The sequence below is a fragment of the Nonomuraea sp. NPDC047897 genome (genome assembly GCF_043204415.1).
GTDB lineage: Bacteria > Actinomycetota > Actinomycetes > Streptosporangiales > Streptosporangiaceae > Nonomuraea.
Genome location: NZ_JBIDCC010000011.1, coordinates 263592 through 286352, shown reverse-complemented (window position 1 = coordinate 286352; position 22761 = coordinate 263592). Strand labels below are relative to the sequence as shown.

Below are 22761 nucleotides of genomic sequence, written 5' to 3'. Positions count from 1 at the left end.
TCATGACGCGGCCAGGTCACGAAAGCGCCGGGCGCCGGATCGGCCCGTGACGGCGCGACGCCCGCCGGGGCACCGGACCGACCGCCCGCACCGCCGGATACCGTGGGATGCATGAGCAGCAAGGAGCCGCGCTGGACGCAGACCTGGATGGGCGGCGTGCGAGCGGCCGGGGTCGACCTCGGCTACCCGGGACAGCGCCTCGGCCTGCCGGAGGAGGGCAGCGGCGCCATCGCCGGCTGGGGCAGGCGCATCGCGGCCCTGGTGATCGACTGGATGATCTGCACCTGGGCGATCACCCGGCTGCTGCTCGGCATCGACCCGGCGACCTCGCCGTGGGTGCCGGCCCTGGTGTTCGCCGTGCAGTACCTTGTGCTCGTGGCCTTCATGGGGCAGACGTTCGGCCACCGGCTGGCCGGCATCAGGGTGGCCGCGATGGACGGCGGCGACCCGCGGCTGCTGCCCGTGCTCGTGCGGTCGGCGCTGCTCATCCTGGCCATCCCCCCGCTGATCTTCGACCGCGACCACCGCGGCGTGCACGACCGGGTGTCCAACACCATGGTCGTCCGCATGTGACCACCCGAGGCGCCCGCCACACGTCACGCAGGCGCGCGGGTGGCCGGACTGTCACATTTCCCGGCGGTGCGTCGTCCTTCTTCCGACGGAAGACGACAAGCGACACCGTACGGAGAAGAACGCATGAAGGCTGTCCGCATCCACCGGCAGGGCGACCATGACGACCTGGTGTACGAGGACGCCCCGCGCTCGGCCGCCGCGACCGGCGACGTGCTGGTCGAGGTGCACGCCGCCAGTTTCGTCCCCGACGAGCTGACCTGGCCCGGCACCTGGGTCGACCGGGCGGGACGGGATCGCGCCCCGTCCATCCCCGGCCACGAGGTGGCCGGCGTCGTCGCCGAGGTCAGATACGGGACCACCGGCCTGAACCCGGGCGACCGGGTGTTCGGGCTGACCGACTGGCACCGTGACGGGGCGGCCGCCGAGTACGTGGCCGTCGAGGCTCGCAACCTCGCGGTCATACCTGACGGGCTCGGCTTCGAGGAGGCGGCCGCCCTGCCTCTGGCGGGGCTGACCGCCTGGCAGGGCCTGTTCGTCCATGGCGGCCTGCGGGCCGGGCAGCGCGTCGTCGTGCACGGCGCGGCGGGCGGGACGGGCACCCTGGCCGTCCAGCTCGCCCGGCACGCCGGCGCGCACGTCATCGCCACGGGTCGCGGCCGCGCCGCCGCCCTGGCCGCCGAGCTGGGCGCGCACGCCTTCGTCGACCTCGAACAGCAGCCGCTGCGGCCGGCCGTGGGACAGGTGGATCTCGTCTTCGACACCATCGGGGGCGACCTGCTGGCCCGGTCGGCGGACCTGGTCGGGCCGGGCGGCGCGCTCGTGTCGATCACGGCCCCGCCGCCGGTGGCGCCCGCCGGCGGCCGTGCCGCCTTCTTCATCGTCGAACCCGACCACGTCCAGTTGGCCGAACTCGCCCGCCTGGCGGGCAGCGGCGCGGTACGGGCCCATGTCGGCGCGGTCCATCCGCTGGCCGAGGCGGCGAAGGCGTTCGCCGCCAAGCAGCGCGGCATCCCGGGCAAGGTCGTGCTCAGCGTCAGATGACCGTACCGGGTTCGTCGCGGTGACCAGGTCGGCGAGCCGTCAGGGGCGCGCGCAACTGAAGATCGCGGTGCCCGGGAGGTGCCTGCCGCGCAGCGCGCTCCACCCGCCCCACACCCGCTCGTGCCCCGGCGGCCACTCCGGCTCCAGCAGGCCGGTCAGGGTCAGCCCTGCGGCCGCCACCAGGCCCACCCAGTCGCCCATCGTGCGATGGTGCTCGACGTAGGTGACCGTGCCGTCCTCGCCCCGCTCCACATACGCCGACCGGTCGAAGTAGGACCGGTCGGACGTCAGCCCGCGCGGCCCCGGATCGTCGGGGAACGCCCACCGGATCGGATGGCTGACCGAGAAGACGAACCGGCCACCCGGCCGCAGCACCCTGTGCACCTCGCGGAACACCGCCAGCGGGTCGGCCACGAACGGCAGCGCCCCGAACGCCGAACAGGCCAGGTCGAAGCCGCCGCTCACGAACGGCAGCGCCTCGGCGTCGGCCTGCACCACGGGCACCCGCAGCCCGGTCGCCTCGTCGATGCGCCGCGCGTGGCGGAGCTGGCGGTGTGACAGGTCGAACGCGGCCACCTCGGCCCCCTGCGCCACCAGCCACCGGCCGCACTGAGCCGCGCCGCAGCCGATCTCCAGCACCCGCCGTCCGCGCACCTCGCCGAGCAGCCGCGCCTCGGCCTCGTCGACGCCCTCCGGGCACCACACGAAACCGTCGTCGCGCAGGAACTCGCCGTGCTCGACCTGGTAGTCGTCGGCGTTGCCGTCCCACCAGCCGCGGCTGGCCCGGGACGAGACCGCCGACCCCGGCGCGTCGTCGTGACGCACTAGCGCATCTTGGGGCCGCGAGGCATCCGCGCGCCCTTGGGCATCGGGCCCTTCGGCATCGGGACGTTCTTCGGCAGCGACCGCAGGCGGTCCTTCACCTCGTTGACCGAGGGCTTCTTCAGGTTGCGCGGCAGCTTCATGATGTGGCGCTGCAGCTTGCCCAGCGGCACCTGGCCCTCGCCGTCACCGCACTGGATGTCGTAGATCTCGACACCCAGCACCACCCGCGCGACCCGCTTCTTCTCGGCCGCCAGCATCCTGGCGACCCGGTTGCCCGGCCCTTCCGAAACGAGGATCACCCCGGGATGGCCGACCACCATGTGGATGAGGTCCTGGTCGCGGTTGACCGCGATCGCCGGGGTCACCTGCCAGTTGCCGCGCATCCCCTGCAGCACGGCCGCGGCGGCGCCGGTCTGGCCGTCCAGGATCGAATACTGGGCGCGCTGTGCGAGCTGGCCGAACACCACCAGGCCCACGGTCACCGCGGCGAGGATGCCGAGGAACACCGAATACCACAGGTAGTCCGTGACCAGGCCGATCACGACGATCACAGCCAGCGTGCCGACCGCCGACAGGAAGACGATCGGCATCCCCTTGGGGTTTGCCTGCTTGATGATCTGCGCGATCATGCGGAGCTGCTTGATGCGCCCCGGCTTCTCTGGGTCCACGGACTTCGCCATGCTGGCAAGGATACAAACCAAGTGGTGGCGAAAGGAAAACGTGACCTGCGGCCCGGTCGCCGGGCCGCAGGGGGCCGCGCCCCGGCCTCAGGTGGTCTGGCGCGCGGCGATGGCCTGCTGGTAGAGCCGGCCGGCCCGGTAGGACGAACGGACCAGCGGCCCGGACAGCACCCCGGCGAAGCCGATCGCCTCCGCCTCGGCCTGGAGCTCCACGAACTCCTCCGGCTTGACCCACCGCTCCACCGGGTGGTGGCGGGGCGTCGGCCGGAGATACTGGGTGATGGTGAGCAGGTCGGTGCCGGCGGCGTGCAGGTCGCGCATCGCCTCGACGACCTCCTCGCGGGTCTCGCCCATGCCGAGGATCAGGTTGGACTTGGTGACCAGCCCCGCCTCGCGGGCCATCGTGATCACGCCGAGGGAGCGCTCGTAGCGGAACGCCGGCCGGATGCGCTTGAAGATGCGCGGCACCGTCTCGACGTTGTGCGCGAACACCTCCGGCTTGGCGGAGAAGACCTCCTCCAACTGCTCGCGGTTGCCGTTGAAGTCGGGCACGAGCAGCTCGACGCCGCAGCCGGGCAGCAGGGCGTGGATCTGCCGCGCCGTCTCGGCGTAGAGCCAGGCGCCGCCGTCGGGCAGGTCGTCACGGGCGACGCCGGTCACCGTCGCGTAGCGCAGGCCCATCTGCTGGACCGACTCGGCGACCCGGCGGGGCTCGTCCTTGTCGTACTCCTTGGGCTTGCCCGTGTCGATCTGGCAGAAGTCGCAGCGTCGCGTGCACTGGTCGCCGCCGATGAGGAACGTCGCCTCGCGGTCCTCCCAGCACTCGTAGATGTTGGGGCAGCCCGCCTCTTCACAGACCGTGTGCAGGCCCTCCCGGCGCACGAGCGATTTGAGCTCGGTGTATTCGGGGCCCGTCTTCAGCTTGGTCTTGATCCACGGGGGCTTGCGCTCGATGGGAGTCTCGGCGTTGCGCACCTCCAGGCGGAGGAGCTTACGGCCTTCAGGAGCAACGGTCACGAACCCAGCTTACGTCTCCCGCCCGGGCGCCCCGGTCGAGGGGCGGCCGTGTCAGCTGATCAACCCGAAGCCGCACACCGCCCGGTCGTAGTGCCGCTGCAGTTCCCCGTCGATCCGGTCGGACTCGGCCGCGCCGAGCAACTGCGTGCCGGGGGCAGAGGTGCGCACCCCGTCGCCCGGCAGGGCGCGGTCCAGCGCCCCCGCCCTGATCGACGCCACGCTCTCCCCGCGCAGCGCCGCCGCCTGCATCGGGGCCAGGTAGCGCCCGCTCGCCGCCAGCGCCTCCAGCTCGGCCAGGTCCGCCGCCGGCACCGCGCGCAGCGCCCGCGCCTCGCGCCGTCGCCTCCTGCGGCCCTCGTCCGAACGGGCCAGCCGGGTCAGGACGTACTCCACCAGCAGCACCGGCCCGCCCAGCACCCTGCCGATGGCCCGGCCGAGCAGCCCCGCCACCTCGTAGCCGGTGCCCGGGTGCTCGGCGGTCAGGGAGGCGGCGGTGACCTTCGTCTGCGCCTCCTCCCGGACCCGCAGCGGCGCCGCGCCGAGCAGCGCCTCGCGCCACTGCGCCAGCGTCGACAGCGCGCCGTCGACCACGACCTGCTCGGCGGACGGGGTCTCGGCGCAGGCCGCGGCCAGCATCGTCACCCGCTGCCGCGGCGACAGCGCCAGCCACAGCGGCAGCCCGACGGTCAGCGTGGGCGTGCGCCGCGGGCCGGTGCGCAGGTAGCGCGTCTTCGGGTCGAGGTCCCTGACCGCGACGCGGTGCGGCCTCGGCACCCCGACCCGGTCGGCCACCCGCTCCGCCAGTGCGTACAGCTCCGGGGCGGCGGACCGGTCGAGCACCTCGGCGTCGGCGGGCAGCCCGGTGCTCAGGCGGGGCCGCAGCAGCCACCCGATGGCGACGAGCAGCCCGCCGAACAGCCAGCCGATGAGCATCCCGGAGTCGACGTACGCGGTCCAGAGGCCGACGGCGACGAAGGCCGAGGTCAGGGCGTGGACCAGGAACGCGAGCGCCAGGGCGAGGAGGCGGTTCACGAGGTGATCGTAGGACACGCCGCGCCTGCCGCCCAGACCCCGGCGAGCGGCCCGGCAGGGCCGCCTGGCAGGCCGGGATCAGCGGCCGCGCAGCAGATCTTCCTCGTGCAGGTCGAACGCCCGCAGGCCGAGCGCCTCCGCCAGCCGCTTCTCGGCGATCGGCAGGACCTCCTCGACCACGATCCGCCGGCCCGTCTCCGCCGACAACGTGGAGACGCCCACGTCAGGCAGGCCGCACGGCACGATCCGGTTGAACCAGCGCGGGTCGTTGGCGCAGTTGAGGGCGAACCCGTGCATGGTCACCCCGCGCGTGACCCGGATGCCCACCGCGCCCAGCAGCCGGTCGGGCAGCCCCAGGGCGGCGTCGCCCACGGCCCACACCCCGGCCCGCCCCGCCACACGCCGCGCCGAGACGCCGAAGTCGGCGCAGATCTGGATCATCGCCTCCTCCAGCCGGCACACGTAGGCGGTGACGTCGCCGACAGCCACGATCGGGTAGGCGACGAGCTGCCCAGGACCGTGCCAGGTGACGCGGCCGCCCCGGTCGACGTCGATCACCGGGGTGCCGTCGGTGGGACGTTCGTGGGACGCGGTGCGCCTGCCCGCGGTGTAGACGGGAGCATGCTCCAGCATGAGGACGGTGTCGGTCAGCTCACCGGCGACGCGTCTGCCGTGCACCTGGCGCTGCAGCGCCCAAGCCTGCTCGTAGGGGACGTCGACACCGAGGCGGACGATGGCGAGTGCGTGGGGATCGACCCCGTGCTTGGGGCGCATGGGACCATTGTGCCGTTCCGTCACCCCTGAAGGGTAATTCAGGAGGTCAGCAACCGAGGTTCGATCCTGAACTCCTTGACGCCGCCGGTCCCGTCGTGCTCCAGTCGGTAGGCGGCCGAGCCGGGCGTGATCGTCACCGCCTGGATGAACTCGGTGCCCACGTAGTGCAGGGCCACGCCCTCGTCGGCGGCGTAGCCCCCGGGCAGCTCTCCGCCGGCCACCGACTGCTGCAGCAGCGGCCGGCGCTGCGGGTCGGAGTCGTAGTGCACCCCGCACGAGTAGGGCAGCAGACCCATCCCGTCGGCCCACACCCGCAGCTCGGGACCGAAGGAGTCGGTGTTGCCGCCGACGTGCCAGCACAGCGCCCCGGCGCTCTGCCCCGACAGCACCACCCCGGACCGCCACGCCTCCTCCAGTGCCTCGTCCAGGCCGTGCAGCCGCCACAGCGCCATGAGGTTGGCCACGCTGCCGCCGGTGACGTAGATCACGTCCTGCTCCAGCACCCAGGCCCGCGGGTCGGCGACGTTGGGCATCGGGAAGACGGTCAGGTGGCTCACCTCGACGTCCCACCCGGCGAACGCCCCGTACATCTTGAGCAGCCAGTCGGAGTCGTCACCCACGGCCGTGGCCAGCAGGCCCAGCTTGGGCCGGTCCTGGCCGGTCAGGTCGAAGGCGTAACGCAGCAGCGGGCTCGCCTCGTAGAACCCGTAGCGCTCGGTCTGGCGGAACGAACCGCCGCCGATGGCAAGGATGTGCGACTGCCCGGACCTCGTCATGCCGTTGTCTCCCCGCGTCTCCTCCGTGACGGACAGCACCCTAGAGTACGGCCCGCAGCGCCGCGTCGAGACCGGTATGGGCGAAGCCGTACCCGCTGTCCTGCAGCTTGCGCGGCAGCAGGCGGTGGCTGGACAGCAGTTCGCCGGCGAACTCGCCGAGCCCGGCCCGCAGCGCGAACCCCGGCACCGGCATCGGCATCGTGCCCTTGCCCAGCGCCTTGCCGAGCGTCCTGGTGAACTCGGCGTTGGTGACAGGGGAGGGGGAGACGAGGTTGACCGGCCCTGACACCTCGGGACGCTCCAGTACGTGCAGCGTCGCGCCGACCCAGTCGTCCTCGGAGATCCACGACCAGTACTGCCTGCCGGTCCCCAGCGGCGCGCCCAGCCCCATCCGGAACAGCGGCAGCATCCGCCCGAGCGCCCCTCCCCGCCCGCTCAGCACGATGCCGGTGCGCAACTGCGCGGTGCGCATGCCCAGCGTCTCCGCCTCGCGGGCCGCGGCCTCCCAGCGTTCGCACAGGCCGGCCAGGAACCCCCGGCCCCGGCCGGCGTCCTCGTCGACCAGCCGGTCGCCGGTGTCGCCGTAGAAGTCCACGCCGGAGGCCGACAGCAGCACCTCGGGCCGTCTCGGCAGCTCCCGCAGCGCGTCGACCAGTGTCCGGGTGCCGTCCACCCGGCTGGCGACGAGCTCCCGTTTGTACGCCTCGCTCCAGCGCCGCTCGGCGATGGGCGCCCCGGCCAGGTGCACCACGCTTCGGGCGCCGTCGAGCGCCTGCGGGTCCAGCACACCCTCCGCGGGCTGCCAGAACCGCTCGTCCGGGCCCTGCGGTGCCCGCCTCACCAGCGTCACCACCCGCTCGCCCCGGTCCCGCAGCCTGCGCACCAGCGCCCCGCCCAGCAGGCCGGACGCCCCCGTCACGACGATCATCCCCCTAGCCCAGCACCTTCCGGTCCGTTTGTCACCCAGCCCACGCCCGGCGCCGAAGCCTTCCGGGACAGTGGAGAGCCCACGACAGGCCACGGGCGATCGGTGACCGGACGAACGGTGGGCCGGGACGCGCGCGGCGCCCGGGAGAGACCCCCGGGCGCCGCGACTCGCTACGGTCAGGCGAGACCGAGTTGCGCCTCGAACCGGCCTTCCTCCAGGCGACGCTTGATCGTCGTCAGGAAGCGGGCCGCGTCGGCGCCGTCCACCAGGCGGTGGTCGTAGGTCAGCGCCAGGTAGACCATCGAGCGGACCGCGATGACCTCGCCGTCGGGCGTGTCGACCACCACGGGACGCTTGACGACGGCGCCGGTGCCGAGCATGCCGACCTGCGGCTGGTTGAGGATCGGCGTGTCGAACAGGGCGCCGCGGCTGCCGGTGTTGGTCAGCGTGAACGTGCCGCCGGTGATCTCGTCGGGCGTCACCTTGTTGGCGCGGGTGCGCTCGGCCAGGTCGGCGGTCTTGCGGGCGAGCCCGGCCAGGTTGAGGTCACCGGCGTTCTTGAGGACCGGGACGATCAGGCCGCGCTCGGTGTCCACGGCGATGCCGAGGTGCTCGACGTCGAAGTAGGTGACCTCCATGGTCTCGTTGTTGATCGTGGCGTTGAGCTTGGGGTGCTGCTTGAGCGCCTCGATCGTCGCCATCTCGAAGAACGGCATGAACGACAGCTTGACGCCCTCGCGGCGCAGGAACTCGCCCTTGGCCCTGTCGCGCAGCCGCGCCACCTTGGTGACGTCGACCTCGACGACCGTGGTGAGCTGCGCCGCCGTCTGCAGCGACTCCACCATCCGCTTGGAGACCGTCTGCCGCAGCCGCGACATCTTCTCGGTGCGGCCGCGCAGGGTGGTGTCGACCTCGACCGGCTCGGGCGCGGCGGCGACCTGCGCCGGCGCGGCGGGCGCGGCCTGGGCGGCGGCCGGAGCGGCGGCGGCGGCGGGCTGTGCGGCCGGCGCCGGGGCGGCGGCCTGGTCGCGCTGGGCCTTGGCGGCCTCCAGCACGTCCTGCTTGCGGATGCGGCCGCCGACACCGGTGCCGTTGATCGACTCCAGGTCGACGCCGTGCTCGTTGGCGAGCTTGCGCACCAGCGGCGTCACGTAGGGGCTCTCACCCGACGGCGCGGCCGCGGGCTCGGCGGCCGCGGGCGCCTGCGCGGCCGGGGCGGGCGCCTGGGCCTGCGGAGCGGGAGCGGCCTGCGGGGCCGGCGCCGGGGCCGGGGCGGCCTGCGGGGCCGGGGCCGGCTGCGGCGGGGCCTGCTGGGCGGCGGGCGCGGGCTGCGGGATCGAGGAGGCCGGGGCGGGCTCCGGCTCGGGTTGCGCGGCGGGGGCGGGAGCCTCCTCCTGCGCGGGAGCGGCGGCGCCCTCCTGGCCGTTCTCGTCGATGACCGCCAGCTCGGCGCCGACCTCGACCGTCTCGTCCTCAGCGACGACGATCTTGGTGATGACGCCCGCCGACGGCGACGGGATCTCGGTGTCGACCTTGTCGGTCGAGACTTCGAGGAGCGGCTCGTCGGCCTCGACGCGCTCGCCCTCCTTCTTCAGCCAACGGGTTACCGTGCCCTCGGTGACGCTCTCGCCGAGCTGGGGCATCTGTACGGAGACCGGCATCGTTATCTTCTCTCGCGTTCCTGTCGAGGGCTGGACTAGTTGTGTACGTGCAGCGGCTTGCCGGCCAGCGCCAGCATGGCCTCACCGACGGCCTCGGACTGGGTCGGGTGTGCGTGGATGAGCTGGGCGACCTCAGCGGGCAGGGCCTCCCAGTTGTAGATGAGCTGCCCCTCGGTCACCAGCTCACCGATGCGGCGGCCCACCATGTGGACGCCGACGACCGGGCCGTCCTTCTGGGCGATGACCTTGACGGCGCCCGCGGTGCCGAGAATCTGGCTCTTGGGGTTGCCGGCGAGGTCGTAGACCTGCTCGACGATCTCGATGCCGCGCTCGGCGGCCTGCGCGGAGGTCAGGCCGACCGAGGCGACCTCGGGGTCGGAGTAGGTGATGCGCGGCACGCCCGCGTAGTCGATGGGCGGCGGGTTGAGCCCGGCGATGTGCTCGGCCACCATGATGCCCTCGGCGAAGCCGGCGTGGGCGAGCTGCAGCGTGGGAATGAGGTCGCCGATGGCGTAGACGCCGGGCACCGAGGTCTGGCAGTGCTCGTCGACGACGACGGCGCCCCGCTCGATCCTGATGCCGGCCTCCTCGAAGCCCATGCCCGCGGAGACGGGGCCGCGGCCGACCGCGACCAGCAACTGCTCGGCGTCGAGCGTCTTGCCGTTGGCCAGGGTGACCACCACGCCCGTGTCGGTGGTCTTGACGCCCTCGAAGAACACGCCCAGCTCGTACTTGATCCCGCGGCGGCGGAAGGCGCGCTCCAGCAGCTTGGAGCTCGACTCCTCCTCCAGCGGCAGCAGGTGCGGCAGCGCCTCGACGATCGTCACCTCGGCGCCGAAGGAGCGGTAGACGCTGGCCAGCTCGACGCCGATCACGCCGCCGCCCAGCACGATCACGGAGGCCGGCACGCGGTCCATGGTCAGCGTCTGCTCGCTGGTGATGACGCGCTCGCCGTCGATCTCCAGGCCGGGCAGCGATCTGGGCGCCGAGCCGGTGGCGAGCACGACGGCGGCGCCCTCGTAGACCTCGGAGCCGACCTGGATCGCGCGCTGCCCGACGAGACGGCCCTCGCCCTCGACGATCGTCACGCCCGCGGCCTTCAGCAGGCCCTGCACGCCCTTCCAGGCGCGGTTGACGATCTTGTCCTTGAACGCGTGGACGCCGGGGACGTCGATGCCGTCGAAGCGCGCCTTGACGCCGTAGGCCTCGCTCTCGCGGGTCTCGTCGGCGATCTCGGCGGAGTGCAGCAGAGCCTTGGTGGGGATGCATCCCCGGTGGAGGCAGGTGCCGCCGATCTTGTCCTTTTCGATCAGGGCGACGGACTTGCCGAGCTCGGCCGCCCTCAGCGCGCAGGCATAGCCGCCGCTGCCGCCACCTAGGACGACGATGTCGTAGGCCACAGGAAGGCTCCTTGTCGGGGTGTTCGTGATGCCGTCATCTTTTCATTTGTTTCAGATGCTCGCGTGCCGCTCGGCCAGTCCGATGAGGGTACGGGTAATGGCGCCCGTGCCGCCCTTGGGGGTGTAGCCGTGCGGCTCGCCCTTGTTGAAGGCGGGTCCGGCCATGTCGATGTGCGCCCAGCGCACCCCGTCGGGCACGAACTCCTTGAGGAAGATGCCGGCGGCCAGCATGCTGCCCCAGCGTTCGGGCTGGAGGTTGGCGATGTCGGCGATCGGCGAGTCGAGACCCTTGCGCAGCTCCTCGGGCAGCGGCATGCCCCACGCACCCTCGCCGGCCTCCGCCGCCGCCTCGACCACGAGCTCGCGGACGGCGTCGTCGTTGGCCATGACGCCGGAGGTGCGCCAGCCGAGGGCGACGATCTGCGCGCCGGTCAGGGTGGCCACGTCGACGATGAGGTCGGGGCCGTCCTCGGCGGCGCGGGCGATGCCGTCCATGAGCACCAGGCGGCCCTCGGCGTCGGTGTCGAGCACCTCGACGGTCTTGCCGCTGTAGCTGCGGATGACGTCGGAGGGCCGCTGCGCGGTGCCGCTCGGCAGGTTCTCCGCCAGGCAGAGGTAGCCGACGACGTTGACCGGCAGGCCGAGCCGGGCGATGCCGACCAGGGCGCCGAAGACCGCGCCGGCGCCGCCCATGTCGGACTTCATCCAGTCCATCGAGGCGGACGGCTTGAGCGACAGGCCGCCGGAGTCGAAGGTGATGCCCTTGCCGACGAACGCCAGCGTCTTGCCGGCGTCGGGGTGGGTGTAGGACAGGCGGACCAGGCGCGGCGGGTTGGCCGAGCCCTGGCCGACGCCGACGAGGCCGCCGTAGCCGCCGTCCTTGAGCTGCTTGTCGTCGAGCACCTCGACCGACAGCCCGGCCTTGCCGCCGGTCTGCTCGGCGATCTCGGCGAACTTGGCCGGCCACAGGTCGGACGGCGGGGTGTTGACCAGGTCGCGGACCAGCGCCACCGACTCGCTCAGCACGGTGGCCCGGTCGGCCACCGTGCCGGCGTCGCCGGAGGGGAGGGAGGAGAGCACGGTGAGTTCGGCGACGGGCTCCTTGACGTCGCCGCCGGTGCGGTAGCGGGAGAAGGAGTAGGCGCCGAGCAGCGCGCCGAGCGCGACGGCCTCGGCGTCGGCGGCGGAGTCGGCGGGCAGTGCCAGCGCGGCGCGGGCGGTGCCGTCGAGCGAGCGCACGGCGGCGCCCGCCGCGCGGCGCAGGCCCTCGGCGTCGGCCGTGTCGCCCAGGCCGACCGCGACCAGCAGCGGAGCGGTGATCGCGCCGAAGGCGGGAACCTTGGCGACCTCACCGGGCTTGGCGGTGAATCCCATGGCGGCGAGGGAGGCGGCGAGCTTGCCACCGAAGGCGGAGTCGAGCGTGTCGGCGCCGGTGGCGGGCTGGGGCCCCTCGGGGCCGGACCGGAACCCGACGATCAATGCGTCGGCGTCGAAGGAGACGGGATCTGCTGAGTTCAGCCGCACAGTGGTCACGTAAACCGATGCTATCGAGGGTTACGAGGTACTCACAAACAGGGGTTCATCCCACGATTCGCCAGTAACGGCATAGTGCTACACTCATTAGCACCATGTTGCTCGCACTCGACCTCAACGACGCCCGCCCCCTGCACGAGCAGGTCGCCTCCTCGATCCGCAGGGCCATCGCCGAGGGCTCCTACACCCCCGGCGACCGGCTGCCGCCTGCGCGTGACCTCGCGCAGGCGCTCGGCATCAACGCCAACACCGTGCTGCGCGCGCTGCGCGATCTGCGCGACGAGGGGTTGCTGGAGTTCAGGCGGGGCCGCGGCGTGAGCGTCGCCGGCCGTGCCGACGGCCGCGCGCTGCTCCTGGCGCGGGCGCGTGAGCTGCTGGAGGAGTCCAGGAAGCACGGCTACGGCCGGGACGACCTCATCGCCATGCTGAAGGAGTTGCCATGACCCCCAGACACGCCGCCCCGATCGTGGGCCTGGCCGTCACCGCCGTCCTCGTGGCGCTGCCGCTGACCCTGCGCGACCGGCTGCCCGACCCGATGGCCACGCACTGGGGCGCCGGGAGCGTGCCCGACGGGTCGATGGCGTTCCCCGTGGCAGTGGCGATGCAGGTGGCGGTGTGGGCCGTGATCTGGCTCGGGCTCGTCGCCGTCGCGCTGCGCGGGCTGCGGAGCAGGGTGTCCCGCGTGACCTGGTGGGGTCTGCTCACCGGCATGAGCGTGCTCCTCGTCGGCATGGGGGTCACGACCCTGCTGGCCAACCTCGACGCGCCGACGTGGCGCGAGGCCGCGCTCGGCGGCTGGGGCGTGGCGGCCATGATCGTCGCGGGCGTGGCGGCGGGGCTGGCCGGCGGCTACCTCGGCCGGGGCGCCCCCGACCTGCCGGCGCCTCCGGACGCCGAGCCGCCGCACCTGCGCCTGCGCACCGGTGAGCGGGTCGTGTGGGTGAGCCGTGTCAGCAACCCGTGGCTGGTGACGCTCGCCGTGGGGTCGGCCGCCCTCCTGGCCGTCCTGCTGGTCCTGCAGACGTCCGGCCTCGTCGGCGGTGTCGCGGCCGGGGGCGCGTTTCCGATCGTCGTGGTCGTCCTGGTGCTCGGGCTGCTCACCTCGTCGGTGACGGCCAGGGTCACCGCCGACGGGCTCGTGCTCGGGTTCGGGCCCTTCGGGTGGCCGCTGCGTCGGATCCCCCTGTCGCGCATCGACCGCGCCTGGGCGCAGCCGCGCCGGCCCGGCGACGTGGGCGGCTGGGGGGTGCGCGGCGTGCCCGGAAGTGCCACGATCATGCTGCGCGGCGGCGACTGCCTCGTCGTCGGCTACCGCAAGGGCGGCACCCTGGCCGTCAGCATCGACGACGCCGAGCGCGGCGCGGCACTGATCAACGCCCTCATCGCCGAACGCGCCGGCACCCGACCGTGACCCCCTGACCGCCCGGCGCGCCGCCCGCCCGTCGGTCGCCTCAGGCGGTGCCGGGCTCGCGCCACCCGGCGAAGAGCCTGATCATGGAGCGGGCGATGGCCTCCGGGTCGCCGTCGGCGGCTTCGGGCAGGGCGCCGCTCAGCCAGAGGCCGGCGAAGCCGTGGGCCAGCGACCACGCGGTGATGGTGGTGAGGCGGTCCACGGAGGGGTCCCGGGACAGTGTGCCGCTGCTGGTGACGAGGACGCGGGCCGCACGCTCCCGGGGGCTCCGCAGGCCGGGGTCGTCCGCGCGGTACAGCTCCGGCCGGAACATCACCTCGAAGTAGGGGCGGTGGTCGATGGCGAAGCGGACATAGGCGACCCCGACCTCCAGCACGTCTCCGGCCGCCCGCTCCAGGGCGTCGGCGAACATCTCGAACCCTTCGACGGCCACGGCCGTCAGCAGCCCCGCCTTGTCGCCGAAGTGGTGGGCGGGGGCCGCGTGCGAGACGCCCGCGCGGCGGGCCAGCTCGCGCAGGCTCCATCCGGCCGGACCGGACGCGGTGATGGCGTCGAGGGCGGCGTCCATGACGGCGCGCCGCAGGTTGCCGTGGTGGTAGGCGGGTTGCTTGATCTGTCTCATCCTCCCTGCTCCGAGGTGCTCCGGTGCCGACCTCACCTTATCTTTGCGTTGACAAGATGGCGACCGTCCCACAATCTGTCCATTGACAAGATTGGAGGACGGGATGGTTCCGTTCATCGCCCTGACCGGCGGCTTCGTCGTCGCGCGGCTGCTCGGCCTGGCCGGCGTCGACGTGCTCGACGGCTGGCAGCCCGCACTGCGGGCGGCTCTCGCGCTGATGTTCGTCGTCACCGGCGTGCCGCACTTCCTGCCCGCCTGGCGCCGCGACCTCGTCGCGATGATCCCCGCGGCGTTCCCGCGGCCGGCCCTGCTGGTCACCGTCACCGGCGTGCTGGAGCTGGCCGGCGCGGCAGGGCTGCTCTTCCCGCCCGCGGCGCCGTTCGCGGCCGTCGGGCTCGCGCTGCTGATGGTCGCCATGTTCCCGGCCAACGTCTCGGCGGCCCGGCGCGGCCTCACCCTGGCGGGCAAGCCGGTGACCCCGCTGCCCGCCCGCACCGCCCTGCAGGTGCTCTTCATCGCCGCGGCCCTCGCCGCGGCCGCGTAGCCCACGACCGAAAGGCGACGACCGCGGCGTACGGGGGGTCAGGCCAGGAGCGCGCAGGTCACCAGGGCGGCGGCCGTGGCGGTCTCGACCAGGGCGCCCAGCACGTCGCCCGTGATCCCGCCGAGCCGCCGCCGGGCCCGCGCCAGCAGCAGCAGCGCCGCCCCCAGCCCGACCAGGAGGCTCAGCGGCAGTACCAGCGCGGGCACCAGGGAGGCGGGCGCGAGCGGGAAGCGCGTGGCGGTCAGACCCGCGAGGGACGTCGCCGCGAGCGCCGCCAACGTCGCCAGCCAGGCGGCGGCCGGCCGGACCGTGCCCGCGACCATGGCGCCGAGCCCCTCGGGCCGGGCCGCGGGGACCCCCGCCCGGCAGGCCCACGTCAGTGCCAGACGGCCCGCCACACAGGCCGTGACCAGCGCGTACGCCGCTGACATCGGCCAGGAGGGCACCGGCGGCGGGCCGCCCTCGGCCGCCGGGGAGGCCGCCGACGACAGGGCCGACAGGGCGGACACCTGGACGAGGAGCGTCAGCACCAAGGCCATCACCCCGAACGGCCCGATGTCCGACTTCCTCATGACGTCGAGCGCCCGCTCCGCGGGCTTGCCGCTGCCGAGCCCGTCGGCGAGGTCGGCCAGCCCGTCCAGGTGCAGGCCGCGCGTCAGCACCGCCAGCACGCCCACCGCCAGCACCGCCGCCAGCAGCGGCGGCATCCCCGGCACCACCAGCGGCAGGCTCGCGGGCACGCCCACCAGCACTCCCACGGCCGGGGCCAGCAGCATGGCCCGCCCGGCGACCCGGCGGTCGACGCGGTCCACCCGGACGCGGTAGACGGTCAGCGTGCCGACCGCCAGCCGGGCGCCGTGCATCACCACAGCTCCCGGCCGGGCGGCGGGCATCAGAACAGCTCGTCCAGCAGCCGGTAGTACGCGAGCCTCGCCTCATCGGGCTCCGGCAGCCCGTACGCCGCCAGGAAACCGGCCACCTCGGGCCCCTCCAGCTCGCGCAGGGCGATGGCCAGGTCCACGTACCGGTCGGCCACGCCCAGCGCGCCCACGTCCACCAGCACCGGCTCGACGGCCGCGCCGCCCTCGCCGCGCCGCCCGGCCGGCGGGGCGAGCACGTTGGACGGCGTGAAGTCGCCGTGCGCGACCACTAGGTCCTCGTTCGCGGGCCTGGTGGCCACCAGCCGCTCGTACACCTGCTCCGGGGTCAGCCCCGCGTGGTCGTCGTCGAAGTCGTCCGGATCGACCAGGCCGGCCGCCACCCGCTCACGCGCCCTCGCGAGCCGGACGTCGAGCCGTTCGTCGAAGGGGCACTCGCCCACCGGGATGTCGTGCAGCGCGCGCAGCACCCGGCCCATGACCGCGCCGGCGTTCGCGGGGGCGCGTTCGAGGCTGTGCCAGCCCGCGTCGGCCAGCACCAGCGCGTCACCCTCGAACGCCACCACGTCGGGCACGCTCGCCCAGCGCTTGAGCCAGAGCAGCCGCTCGTGCTCGCGCCGCGCCACCGGACCCGCCTTGACGTAGAAGACGCCGGCGGGCGCGGTGACCCGCAGGGTCTCGCCGCTCATGCCCTCGTGGTCGTCGGACCACACCGGATCGTCGCCGAACAGGTCCAAGATCCGTCCTGGAAGCCGCATAAAGGCCGATCCTAGGCCCACTAAGTGGTTCGGATGCACGTGGTTGAACTCGAAGGCGTGGCGGTCCGGGTCGTCGGCAAGACGCTGCTGAGCGAAGTCGACTGGCGCGTGGAGTACGGGGAGCACTGGGCGGTCCTCGGCCCCAACGGCGCCGGCAAGACGACGCTGCTGTCGCTGGCCGCGGCCGTCCGGCACCCCAGCGAGGGCGCGGTCAGCGTGCTCGGCCACCGGCTCGGCCGGGTCGATCTGCGGGCGTTGCGCCGCCACATCGGCCTGGTCGCGGCGAGCGGGCGGCTGGTCGACGAGGACCTGATGGAGCAGGAGGGCGCGACCGCGCGGACCGTGGTGCTCACCGGGCACACCGGGACAAGCGCCCCGCTGTGGGACCGGTACGGCGAGGCGGAGCGCGACCGGGCGCTGCGGCTGCTCGCCGACCTCGGCTGCAAGGACCTGGCCGACCGGCCGTTCCGGGTGTGCTCGCAAGGGGAGCGGGCCAGGATCCGGGTGGCGCGGTCCCTCATGGCCGACCCGGCGGTGCTGCTGCTGGACGAGCCGTTCGCGGGGCTCGACCTGCCCGCCCGCGAGGACCTCGTGGCGGCGGTGGAGGGGCTGGCGGCGACCAGGCCGGTGCTGACGACGATCACGGTGACGCACCACCTGGAGGAGTTGCCGTCCACCACCACGCACGCCTTGCTGATGCGTGACGCCCGCGTGCTGACGGCCGGGCCGGTGGCGGACGTGCTCACCCCCGGCAACCTGTCGGAGTGCTTCGGCCGTCCCCTGCACGTCGACCGCCTCGACGGCCGCTGGTACGCGCGCGCGGCCCGCCCCTGACGACAGGCCGCCTCACAGCCGGAACGGCCGCCCCGCCACGACGAGCGTCACGTCCTCCGACTCGGCGGCCAGCCGCTCGTTGAGCCGCCCGAGCGCGTCGCGGAAGGCCCGCCCGCTGGAGGTGGCGGGCACCACCCCCATGCCCACCTCGTCCGACACGGCGACGATCCGCCAGGCCGTCTCCCGCCACGCGGCCACCAGTTCGTCACAGCGCCGCCACACCGGAGCCCGGTCGCCCTCCCAGGCGCCGTGCTCGTCGAAGACCGCCGCCAGCCACGTGCCGAGCCCGTCCACCAGCAGCGGCGACGTGGCGCGGCCGATGGCGCCGGCGAGGTCCGTGGTCTCCACGGTCGCCCAGTGCGCCGGCCTGCGCTCTCGGTGGGCGCGCACCCGGGCGGCCCACTCGCCGTCACCGTCCCCCCGCGGACCCGTCGCGAGATAGGTGACGAACGGCTCGCCGGCCAGCCGCAGCTCGGCCTCGGCCGACTTGCCCGAGCGCGACCCGCCGAGCAGCAGCGCCCTGCGCCCGGCGGGCACGGGCGGCGTGACGACGGGAACGAGGGTGTCGAGCGTGGTCCCGTCGGGCACGGCCCGCGCCCCCCACAGCGCCAGCCGCCGCGCCAGCTCCTCCTCGGACCTGACCCGGTGGTCCAGCCCCACGGCCACCACCTCGGTGCCGCGGTCCACCACCCCGTCGCGCCGCAGCGCACCGAGCCGTTCCGGCTCGTCGAGCAGATCGACGAGCACCAGGTCGCACCGGACGGGCCCGCCGGCGGTCACGTCGGGAAGGGGACCGCCGGGCACGCACAGCAGGCGCGAGCCGTCCGGCCCGGCCAGGCCGTGCCCGTCCGCGAACGGCCGGTAGCCGCCGGGCGGCGCGTCGAAGGGGAACCGGACCGCCCCGTCCACGACGGGCTCGAACGGCCGGCGGTGACCGGCGGGCAGGACGGAACAGGAGGCGCACCGGCAGCCCGGCTCCGGCCAGCCCCCGCCGCCCGCCGTGCCTCTGAGAAGGACCTTCACCGCGACGAGGGTACAGACGCCCGCGACACGGGCGGCGCACCGCCCGGGCCGGCCCTCGATCAACGTCCGCGCCCCGCAGTAGGGTTCCAGTGCCGCCGGACGTGCGCCGGCGAACCCGCGGAGAAGGAGCGTGTGGCATGACATGGCGGTGGCGCTACGAGAACGCGAACGGCGGCGAGGTGACCGACCGCCCGTTGCCGCGAGAGGTCTTCCCGAGCCAGGCCGACGCCGAGTCATGGCTCGGCGAGAACTGGCGTGACCTGCTCGGGTCCGGTGTCGAGCAGGTGGCCCTGCTGGAGGAGGACCGGGTCGAGTACGCGGGACTGTCGCTGCGCGAGGAGTGACCGGGCCGGGCCGCGGGCTCCCGCCACGGGGAGCCCGCGGAACGCCGGAGCGCGCTACGGGCGCGGGTTGGGGCTCGACGTCCTGGCCGGGTCACGCTCCACGATGGAGCCCAGCACGTCGTCGATCCGCTTCAGCACGTCGGAGTCGAGCTTGACACCGGCCGCCTTGACGTTGTCGCGCACCTGCTCGGGACGGGAGGCGCCGATGATCGCGCTGGAGACGTTCGGGTTCTGCAGCACCCACGCCACCGCGAGCTGGGCCATGCTGAGCCCCAGGTCGTCGGCGATCGGCTTGAGCTCCTGCACCCGGCTGAGCACGTCGTCCTTCATGAACCGCGCGATCATGCCGCTGCCGCTCGCGTCGGTGGCCCGCGAGCCCTCGGGGGGCTGCCGGCCGGGAAGGTACTTGCCGGTGAGCACGCCCTGGGCGATCGGCGACCAGACGATCTGGCCGACGCCCTCCCGCTCGCACAGCGGCACGATCTCCGACTCGATGACGCGCCAGAGCATCGAGTACTGAGGCTGGTTGGACACGATCCGGTCGAAGCCCATCTCGTCGGCGATCTTCAGCGCCTGGGCGATCTGGTCGGCCGTCCACTCGCTGACGCCGACGTAGAGCACCTTGCCCTGCCGGACGAGGTCGTCGAACGTCTTGAGTGTCTCCTCCAGCGGCGTCTCGTGGTCGAACCGGTGTGCCTGGTAGAGGTCGACGTAGTCGGTCTGCAGGCGCCGCAGGGAGCCGTGGATCGACTCGGTGATGTGCTTGCGTGACAGGCCGCTGTCGTTGCGTCCCGGCCCGGTGGGCCAGTAGACCTTGGTGAAGATCTCCAGCGACTCCCGGCGCACGCCCTTCAGCGCCCGGCCGAGCACTTCCTCGGCCTTGGTGCCGGCGTAGACGTCGGCGGTGTCGAAGGTGGTGATGCCCTCGTCGAGCGCCGCCTGCACGCAGAGCTTGGCGGCGTCCTCCTCGACCTGGGAACCGTGGGTGAGCCAGTTGCCGTAGCTGATCTCGCTGATCTTGAGACCGCTGCGGCCGAGGTGCCTGAATTCCATAGGACCGACCTTAGGCGGTGTCCCGCCATGATCTGATCCGGGTCGGATTCGGGATAGGGTGCGCGACGTGCTGAAGCTCGTACGCGCGGCGCTGACCGCGGCCGTCCTCGCCGCGCTGGCGGTGCGGGTGCGCCGCCGTGCGCGTCTGCCCGGCCCCGAGCCGGCGGGTGACGATCCCGTCGCGGCCGCGGCCGCGGCCGGTTCCGCCGCGCCCCGGCCCGCCCGGTTCGGGGCGCGGCGGCCGCGGCGGATCGTCCCCATGGTGTTCGGCGCCGGCGCGGTGATGGTGGCGGCCCTCACTCTGGCCGCGTACACGGTGATGCCCGACAGGTTCGGCCGCGTACGGCAGGCCGAGGTCGCCGGGCCGGCCGCGACCCGGGCCACCGCTCAGGCGGAGCGCACTCCCGAGACGGGCCCGGGCACGCCGGCGGCGGCGCCGGGCTGCCACCCGCAGGCCCGGCCGGTGGTGGTGCGCCCGCTGGACCCGAGGGTCGGCCGGGCGGTGAACCGGCAGTGGCGGCGCATCGAGCGGTGGCTGAAGACCCGCGCGCCGCGAACGTACGCCGTGCTGGAGGGCCCCGGCCGGGCCGGGACGATCGCGGTCGCGGAGTCGCAGATGGGTGTCGCGTTCCCCGACGACCTGCGAGCCTCGCTGCTGCGGCACGACGGGTCGGCCGCGTTCGGGTTCGGGCATCCGGCGCACCTGGGCGTACGGGAGATCCGCGACGCCTGGCGGGCCCTGTGCCGCGAGGAGGGCCTGCGCCGGGCGAGCGTCGCCGACGGGCGGTGGCACGGCGGCCTCATCCCCGTGCAGCGGCGCGCGGGCGGCGGATGGAGCGTGCTGCGGGCACGCACGGGCGCCGCCCACCGGACGGTCACGTCCGAAGCCCGGCCCACGTCTGCCCGGCCCACCCCTGCGGCCTCGGCCACGACTGGAACCCCGGCCACGTCGGGAACCCAGGCCACGCCTGAAGCTCACGGCACGCCGGCGGCCCGGAGCGGGGGGCGGAGCGCCTACGCGTACTACGCGCTGGTGCGGGCCACCGCCGACGCCCTGGAGCGGGGCGGGCTGGTGCAGGGGCGGGAGCCGCGGGTGGTCCGCGGCTCCCTGCGCTGGACGCCACCGGCCCGGTCGCCGGGGACCCGTTCGCCGCGGGACTGATCAGCGGTCGCACCGCCGGCCCGATCGGGCGCCGGCGGGACCGCGGGCAGGGCCGCTACTTCTTCGGCGGGACGGGCTTGCCGCCCGGCAGCACGGTGGGTGGCGGGAAACGCAGCTTGCGGATCTGCAGCGCGCGCATCGCCGCGTAGAAGCCGACGCCGCGCAGGCTCTCGTCGGGGTGCTTCTCCGCCACCAGCTTCTTGACCTTCCAGGACACGAAGATGGAGGTGAACAGCACGCCGAACATCATCAGCGGCCAGCCGATCGTGATCACATAGCCGATCACCATCGGCTGGATGGCGGGCGGCCACGGAATCCACGTCACCAGCAGGATGAACAGCGAGAACGGCAGGAAGTACTGGCTCGGCAGCCGCCGGGAGTCGACCCAGTCACGCGCGAACTTGCGCGCCGGCCCCTTGTCCCGGGCGGGGTAGTAGCGCTCGTCGCCCGCCAGCATGCCCTTGCGGGCCCGCTCGCGCTCGGCCGCCTGCTTGGCCCGCATCTGCCGATAGGCCTCCTTGCGGTCCTTCGGCGCGCTCACGGGCTGGCGCCGCCGGCCTTCGGCGTCTCGGCGCTTGGGTGTGGGACGACCCTTACCCTGGGGCTTAGGATCGTCAACGGGGACGGGGGTGTCGTCCACGGAAGATGGGGAACGGCGTCGCAACACGCGTCAACCCTACCTGGACTGCAACTTAGTGACGCCCCCGTGCGTTATGCGTAGGGTAATCCCAAGGCGGCTGCGCTGCACTGGGTTCACACCAGCACGACCTAAGAAGGGGACGGCCGACGCGCATGAGCGTGATGAAGAGACTTTCGATGATCTTCAAGTCCAAGGCCAACAAGGCCCTGGACAAGATGGAGGATCCACGCGAGACCCTCGACTATTCCTACCAGCGGCAGTTGGAGCTGCTGCAGAAGGTGCGCAGGGGCGTGGCCGACGTCGCCACCTCCCGCAAGCGGGTCGAGCTGCAGATCAACGGCCTGGAGCAGCAGGCCAAGCGTTATGAGGAGCAGGGCCGCAAGGCGTTGTCGGTGGGCCGCGAGGACCTGGCCCGCGAGGCGTTGCAGCGCCGCTCCAACTTGCAGACCCAGATGGCCGACCTCAAGGTGCAGCACGACAACCTGCAGGCCGAGGAGGAGAAGCTCACCACGGCCTCCCAGCGGCTGCAGGCCAAGGTCGACGCCTTCCGCACCAAGAAGGAGACCATCAAGGCCACCTACACCGCCGCCGAGGCGCAGACGCGCATCAACGAGGCGTTCTCCGGCATCTCCGAGGAGATGGGCGACGTCGGCCTGGCCGTCCAGCGCGCCGAGGACAAGACCGCGCAGATGCAGGCGCGCGCCGGGGCCATCGACGAGCTGCTCGCCAGCGGCGCGCTCGACGACTACAGCGGCACCCGCGGCGACGACATCCAGGCCGAGCTCGACCGCATGGGCGGCGGCATGGACGTCGAGCTGGAGCTGGCCCGCATGAAGGCCGAGCTCGGCCAGGGCCCGGCCCCGCAGAGCGCCATCGAGCAGGGCCAGCAGCAGGCGCAGCCCCAGCAGCAGGCCCAGCCGCAGCCCCAGCAGCAGCCGCAGACGCAGCAGTTCCGCCAGCCCGGGGAGAGCGCATGATCATCCGCATCATGGGCGAGGGCCAGGTGCAGATCTCGCCCGACGACATCGCCCTGCTCAACGAGCTGGACGGCGAGCTGGAGTCGGCCATCGAGGCCGACGACGAGGCGGAGTTCCGGGTCAAGCTGCACGCGCTGCTCGACAAGGTGCGCCACGTGGGCAAGTCGCTTCCCGACGACAGCCTTGAGCCGTCAGAGCTGATCCTTCCCCCCGCGGACGCCTCGATCGAGGAGGTCCGGGAGATGCTGGGCGACCAGGGCCTCATCCCGGGCTGA

General features: G+C 73.4%; 26 protein-coding genes. 10 read left to right on the top strand and 16 right to left on the bottom strand.

Annotation, left to right across the window (positions count from 1 at the left end; translation table 11 throughout):
- The first annotated feature begins 111 nt into the window (after window positions 1–111).
- Together ACGF0J_RS25535 and ACGF0J_RS25530 are read left to right on the top strand one after the other, a co-directional pair.
- Window positions 112–573 carry an RDD family protein gene (locus ACGF0J_RS25535; RefSeq protein ID WP_393149491.1) on the top strand — a complete coding sequence of 154 codons (462 nt, stop codon included), beginning with the start codon at window positions 112–114 and terminating at the stop codon, window positions 571–573.
- A 123-nt stretch (window positions 574–696) separates the two neighbouring features.
- Complete coding sequence (locus ACGF0J_RS25530) at window positions 697–1614, top strand: NADP-dependent oxidoreductase (protein ID WP_393149490.1); 918 nt, start codon at window positions 697–699, stop codon at window positions 1612–1614.
- 39 nt (window positions 1615–1653) lie between these two features.
- Here the strand turns inward: ACGF0J_RS25530 and ACGF0J_RS25525 are convergent, their stop codons facing one another.
- The 10 genes from ACGF0J_RS25525 to ACGF0J_RS25480 form a co-directional block, all read right to left on the bottom strand.
- Window positions 1654–2439, bottom strand: a complete 786-nt coding sequence (locus ACGF0J_RS25525) for a class I SAM-dependent methyltransferase (RefSeq protein WP_393149489.1) — start codon at window positions 2437–2439, stop codon at window positions 1654–1656.
- Window positions 2439–3119, bottom strand: coding sequence for a DUF4191 domain-containing protein (locus tag ACGF0J_RS25520; protein ID WP_393149488.1), 681 nt, complete (start codon window positions 3117–3119; stop codon window positions 2439–2441). Before ACGF0J_RS25520 ends, ACGF0J_RS25525 begins: the two co-directional genes overlap by 1 nt.
- 87 nt (window positions 3120–3206) lie before the next feature.
- Window positions 3207–4136 (bottom strand): lipoyl synthase, encoded by a 930-nt coding sequence (gene lipA / locus ACGF0J_RS25515; RefSeq protein ID WP_393149487.1) that lies wholly within the window; start codon window positions 4134–4136, stop codon window positions 3207–3209.
- Between the two features lie 51 nt (window positions 4137–4187).
- Window positions 4188–5168 carry a M48 family metallopeptidase gene (locus tag ACGF0J_RS25510; RefSeq protein ID WP_393149486.1) on the bottom strand — a complete coding sequence of 327 codons (981 nt, stop codon included), beginning with the start codon at window positions 5166–5168 and terminating at the stop codon, window positions 4188–4190.
- Between the two features lie 78 nt (window positions 5169–5246).
- A complete protein-coding gene (lipB, locus tag ACGF0J_RS25505) occupies window positions 5247–5942 on the bottom strand; it encodes a lipoyl(octanoyl) transferase LipB (RefSeq protein WP_393149485.1) in 696 nt (231 codons plus the stop codon).
- A 38-nt stretch (window positions 5943–5980) separates the two neighbouring features.
- Window positions 5981–6718, bottom strand: coding sequence for a Type 1 glutamine amidotransferase-like domain-containing protein (locus tag ACGF0J_RS25500; protein WP_393149484.1), 738 nt, complete (start codon window positions 6716–6718; stop codon window positions 5981–5983).
- Window positions 6719–6758: 40 nt separating this feature from the next.
- On the bottom strand, window positions 6759–7646 hold the full coding sequence (locus ACGF0J_RS25495; RefSeq protein ID WP_393149483.1) for a TIGR01777 family oxidoreductase: 888 nt from the start codon (window positions 7644–7646) through the stop codon (window positions 6759–6761).
- A gap of 176 nt (window positions 7647–7822) precedes the next feature.
- Entirely contained in the window at window positions 7823–9307 is a 1485-nt protein-coding gene (sucB, locus tag ACGF0J_RS25490; protein ID WP_393149482.1) for a 2-oxoglutarate dehydrogenase, E2 component, dihydrolipoamide succinyltransferase, read from the bottom strand.
- Window positions 9308–9342: 35 nt separating this feature from the next.
- Complete coding sequence (gene lpdA / locus ACGF0J_RS25485; RefSeq protein ID WP_393149480.1) at window positions 9343–10707, bottom strand: dihydrolipoyl dehydrogenase; 1365 nt, start codon at window positions 10705–10707, stop codon at window positions 9343–9345.
- Window positions 10708–10758: 51 nt separating this feature from the next.
- Window positions 10759–12240: a leucyl aminopeptidase gene (locus ACGF0J_RS25480; RefSeq protein WP_393149479.1), complete on the bottom strand. Its 1482-nt coding sequence runs from the start codon at window positions 12238–12240 to the stop codon at window positions 10759–10761.
- Window positions 12241–12335: 95 nt separating this feature from the next.
- On the opposite strand from ACGF0J_RS25480, the gene ACGF0J_RS25475 reads away from it, so the two are divergent.
- Together ACGF0J_RS25475 and ACGF0J_RS25470 are read left to right on the top strand one after the other, a co-directional pair.
- Window positions 12336–12683, top strand: a complete 348-nt coding sequence (locus ACGF0J_RS25475) for a GntR family transcriptional regulator (RefSeq protein WP_393149478.1) — start codon at window positions 12336–12338, stop codon at window positions 12681–12683.
- Window positions 12680–13651 carry a hypothetical protein gene (locus ACGF0J_RS25470; protein ID WP_393149476.1) on the top strand — a complete coding sequence of 324 codons (972 nt, stop codon included), beginning with the start codon at window positions 12680–12682 and terminating at the stop codon, window positions 13649–13651. The genes ACGF0J_RS25475 and ACGF0J_RS25470 overlap by 4 nt, the downstream gene beginning before the upstream one ends.
- Window positions 13652–13691: 40 nt before the next feature.
- Here ACGF0J_RS25470 and ACGF0J_RS25465 read toward each other — a convergent pair whose 3' ends face one another.
- On the bottom strand, window positions 13692–14273 hold the full coding sequence (locus ACGF0J_RS25465) for a TetR/AcrR family transcriptional regulator (RefSeq protein WP_393149475.1): 582 nt from the start codon (window positions 14271–14273) through the stop codon (window positions 13692–13694).
- An 82-nt stretch (window positions 14274–14355) separates the two neighbouring features.
- On the opposite strand from ACGF0J_RS25465, the gene ACGF0J_RS25460 reads away from it, so the two are divergent.
- The gene (locus ACGF0J_RS25460) at window positions 14356–14817 is read left to right on the top strand and encodes a DoxX family membrane protein (protein ID WP_393149474.1); all 462 of its coding nucleotides are present in this window, start codon (window positions 14356–14358) and stop codon (window positions 14815–14817) included.
- 38 nt (window positions 14818–14855) lie between these two features.
- On the opposite strand, the gene ACGF0J_RS25455 is transcribed toward ACGF0J_RS25460, so the two are convergent.
- Together ACGF0J_RS25455 and ACGF0J_RS25450 are read right to left on the bottom strand one after the other, a co-directional pair.
- Window positions 14856–15680, bottom strand: coding sequence for an adenosylcobinamide-GDP ribazoletransferase (locus ACGF0J_RS25455; protein WP_393149547.1), 825 nt, complete (start codon window positions 15678–15680; stop codon window positions 14856–14858).
- Between the two features lie 29 nt (window positions 15681–15709).
- A complete protein-coding gene (locus ACGF0J_RS25450; RefSeq protein WP_393149473.1) occupies window positions 15710–16453 on the bottom strand; it encodes an aminoglycoside 3'-phosphotransferase in 744 nt (247 codons plus the stop codon).
- A gap of 33 nt (window positions 16454–16486) precedes the next feature.
- Between ACGF0J_RS25450 and ACGF0J_RS25445 the strand changes: the two genes are divergently transcribed.
- A complete protein-coding gene (locus ACGF0J_RS25445) occupies window positions 16487–17287 on the top strand; it encodes an ABC transporter ATP-binding protein (RefSeq protein WP_393149472.1) in 801 nt (266 codons plus the stop codon).
- A gap of 12 nt (window positions 17288–17299) precedes the next feature.
- Here ACGF0J_RS25445 and ACGF0J_RS25440 read toward each other — a convergent pair whose 3' ends face one another.
- Window positions 17300–18310 (bottom strand): bifunctional adenosylcobinamide kinase/adenosylcobinamide-phosphate guanylyltransferase, encoded by a 1011-nt coding sequence (locus ACGF0J_RS25440; protein WP_393149471.1) that lies wholly within the window; start codon window positions 18308–18310, stop codon window positions 17300–17302.
- A 137-nt stretch (window positions 18311–18447) separates the two neighbouring features.
- Here ACGF0J_RS25440 and ACGF0J_RS25435 point away from each other — a divergent pair, with 137 nt between their 5' ends.
- Complete coding sequence (locus tag ACGF0J_RS25435; protein ID WP_393149470.1) at window positions 18448–18654, top strand: hypothetical protein; 207 nt, start codon at window positions 18448–18450, stop codon at window positions 18652–18654.
- A 54-nt stretch (window positions 18655–18708) separates the two neighbouring features.
- Here the strand turns inward: ACGF0J_RS25435 and ACGF0J_RS25430 are convergent, their stop codons facing one another.
- A complete protein-coding gene (locus ACGF0J_RS25430; RefSeq protein ID WP_393149469.1) occupies window positions 18709–19707 on the bottom strand; it encodes an aldo/keto reductase family protein in 999 nt (332 codons plus the stop codon).
- A 67-nt stretch (window positions 19708–19774) separates the two neighbouring features.
- On the opposite strand from ACGF0J_RS25430, the gene ACGF0J_RS25425 reads away from it, so the two are divergent.
- Complete coding sequence (locus tag ACGF0J_RS25425) at window positions 19775–20869, top strand: SMI1/KNR4 family protein (protein ID WP_393149468.1); 1095 nt, start codon at window positions 19775–19777, stop codon at window positions 20867–20869.
- Window positions 20870–20924: 55 nt separating this feature from the next.
- Here the strand turns inward: ACGF0J_RS25425 and ACGF0J_RS25420 are convergent, their stop codons facing one another.
- On the bottom strand, window positions 20925–21509 hold the full coding sequence (locus ACGF0J_RS25420) for a DUF3043 domain-containing protein (RefSeq protein WP_393149467.1): 585 nt from the start codon (window positions 21507–21509) through the stop codon (window positions 20925–20927).
- Window positions 21510–21661: 152 nt separating this feature from the next.
- On the opposite strand from ACGF0J_RS25420, the gene ACGF0J_RS25415 reads away from it, so the two are divergent.
- Both ACGF0J_RS25415 and ACGF0J_RS25410 read left to right on the top strand, forming a co-directional pair.
- Window positions 21662–22486, top strand: coding sequence for a PspA/IM30 family protein (locus ACGF0J_RS25415; RefSeq protein ID WP_393149465.1), 825 nt, complete (start codon window positions 21662–21664; stop codon window positions 22484–22486).
- Window positions 22483–22761, top strand: coding sequence for a hypothetical protein (locus ACGF0J_RS25410; protein ID WP_393149464.1), 279 nt, complete (start codon window positions 22483–22485; stop codon window positions 22759–22761). Before ACGF0J_RS25415 ends, ACGF0J_RS25410 begins: the two co-directional genes overlap by 4 nt.

Bases quoted from the DNA above. Each gene is read 5' to 3' on its own strand.
- ACGF0J_RS25535 (WP_393149491.1), top strand. From the start codon at position 112: ATGAGCAGCAAGGAGCCGCGCTGGACGCAGACCTGGATGGGCGGCGTG.
- ACGF0J_RS25530 (WP_393149490.1), top strand. From the start codon at position 697: ATGAAGGCTGTCCGCATCCACCGGCAGGGCGACCATGACGACCTGGTG.
- ACGF0J_RS25520 (WP_393149488.1), bottom strand. From the start codon at position 3,119: ATGGCGAAGTCCGTGGACCCAGAGAAGCCGGGGCGCATCAAGCAGCTC.
- lipB (WP_393149485.1), bottom strand. From the start codon at position 5,942: ATGCGCCCCAAGCACGGGGTCGATCCCCACGCACTCGCCATCGTCCGC.
- ACGF0J_RS25500 (WP_393149484.1), bottom strand. From the start codon at position 6,718: ATGACGAGGTCCGGGCAGTCGCACATCCTTGCCATCGGCGGCGGTTCG.
- ACGF0J_RS25495 (WP_393149483.1), bottom strand. From the start codon at position 7,646: ATGATCGTCGTGACGGGGGCGTCCGGCCTGCTGGGCGGGGCGCTGGTG.
- sucB (WP_393149482.1), bottom strand. From the start codon at position 9,307: ATGCCGGTCTCCGTACAGATGCCCCAGCTCGGCGAGAGCGTCACCGAG.
- ACGF0J_RS25475 (WP_393149478.1), top strand. From the start codon at position 12,336: ATGTTGCTCGCACTCGACCTCAACGACGCCCGCCCCCTGCACGAGCAG.
- ACGF0J_RS25470 (WP_393149476.1), top strand. From the start codon at position 12,680: ATGACCCCCAGACACGCCGCCCCGATCGTGGGCCTGGCCGTCACCGCC.
- ACGF0J_RS25465 (WP_393149475.1), bottom strand. From the start codon at position 14,273: ATGAGACAGATCAAGCAACCCGCCTACCACCACGGCAACCTGCGGCGC.
- ACGF0J_RS25455 (WP_393149547.1), bottom strand. From the start codon at position 15,680: ATGCACGGCGCCCGGCTGGCGGTCGGCACGCTGACCGTCTACCGCGTC.
- ACGF0J_RS25450 (WP_393149473.1), bottom strand. From the start codon at position 16,453: ATGCGGCTTCCAGGACGGATCTTGGACCTGTTCGGCGACGATCCGGTG.
- ACGF0J_RS25445 (WP_393149472.1), top strand. From the start codon at position 16,487: ATGCACGTGGTTGAACTCGAAGGCGTGGCGGTCCGGGTCGTCGGCAAG.
- ACGF0J_RS25435 (WP_393149470.1), top strand. From the start codon at position 18,448: ATGACATGGCGGTGGCGCTACGAGAACGCGAACGGCGGCGAGGTGACC.
- ACGF0J_RS25430 (WP_393149469.1), bottom strand. From the start codon at position 19,707: ATGGAATTCAGGCACCTCGGCCGCAGCGGTCTCAAGATCAGCGAGATC.
- ACGF0J_RS25415 (WP_393149465.1), top strand. From the start codon at position 21,662: ATGAGCGTGATGAAGAGACTTTCGATGATCTTCAAGTCCAAGGCCAAC.
- ACGF0J_RS25410 (WP_393149464.1), top strand. From the start codon at position 22,483: ATGATCATCCGCATCATGGGCGAGGGCCAGGTGCAGATCTCGCCCGAC.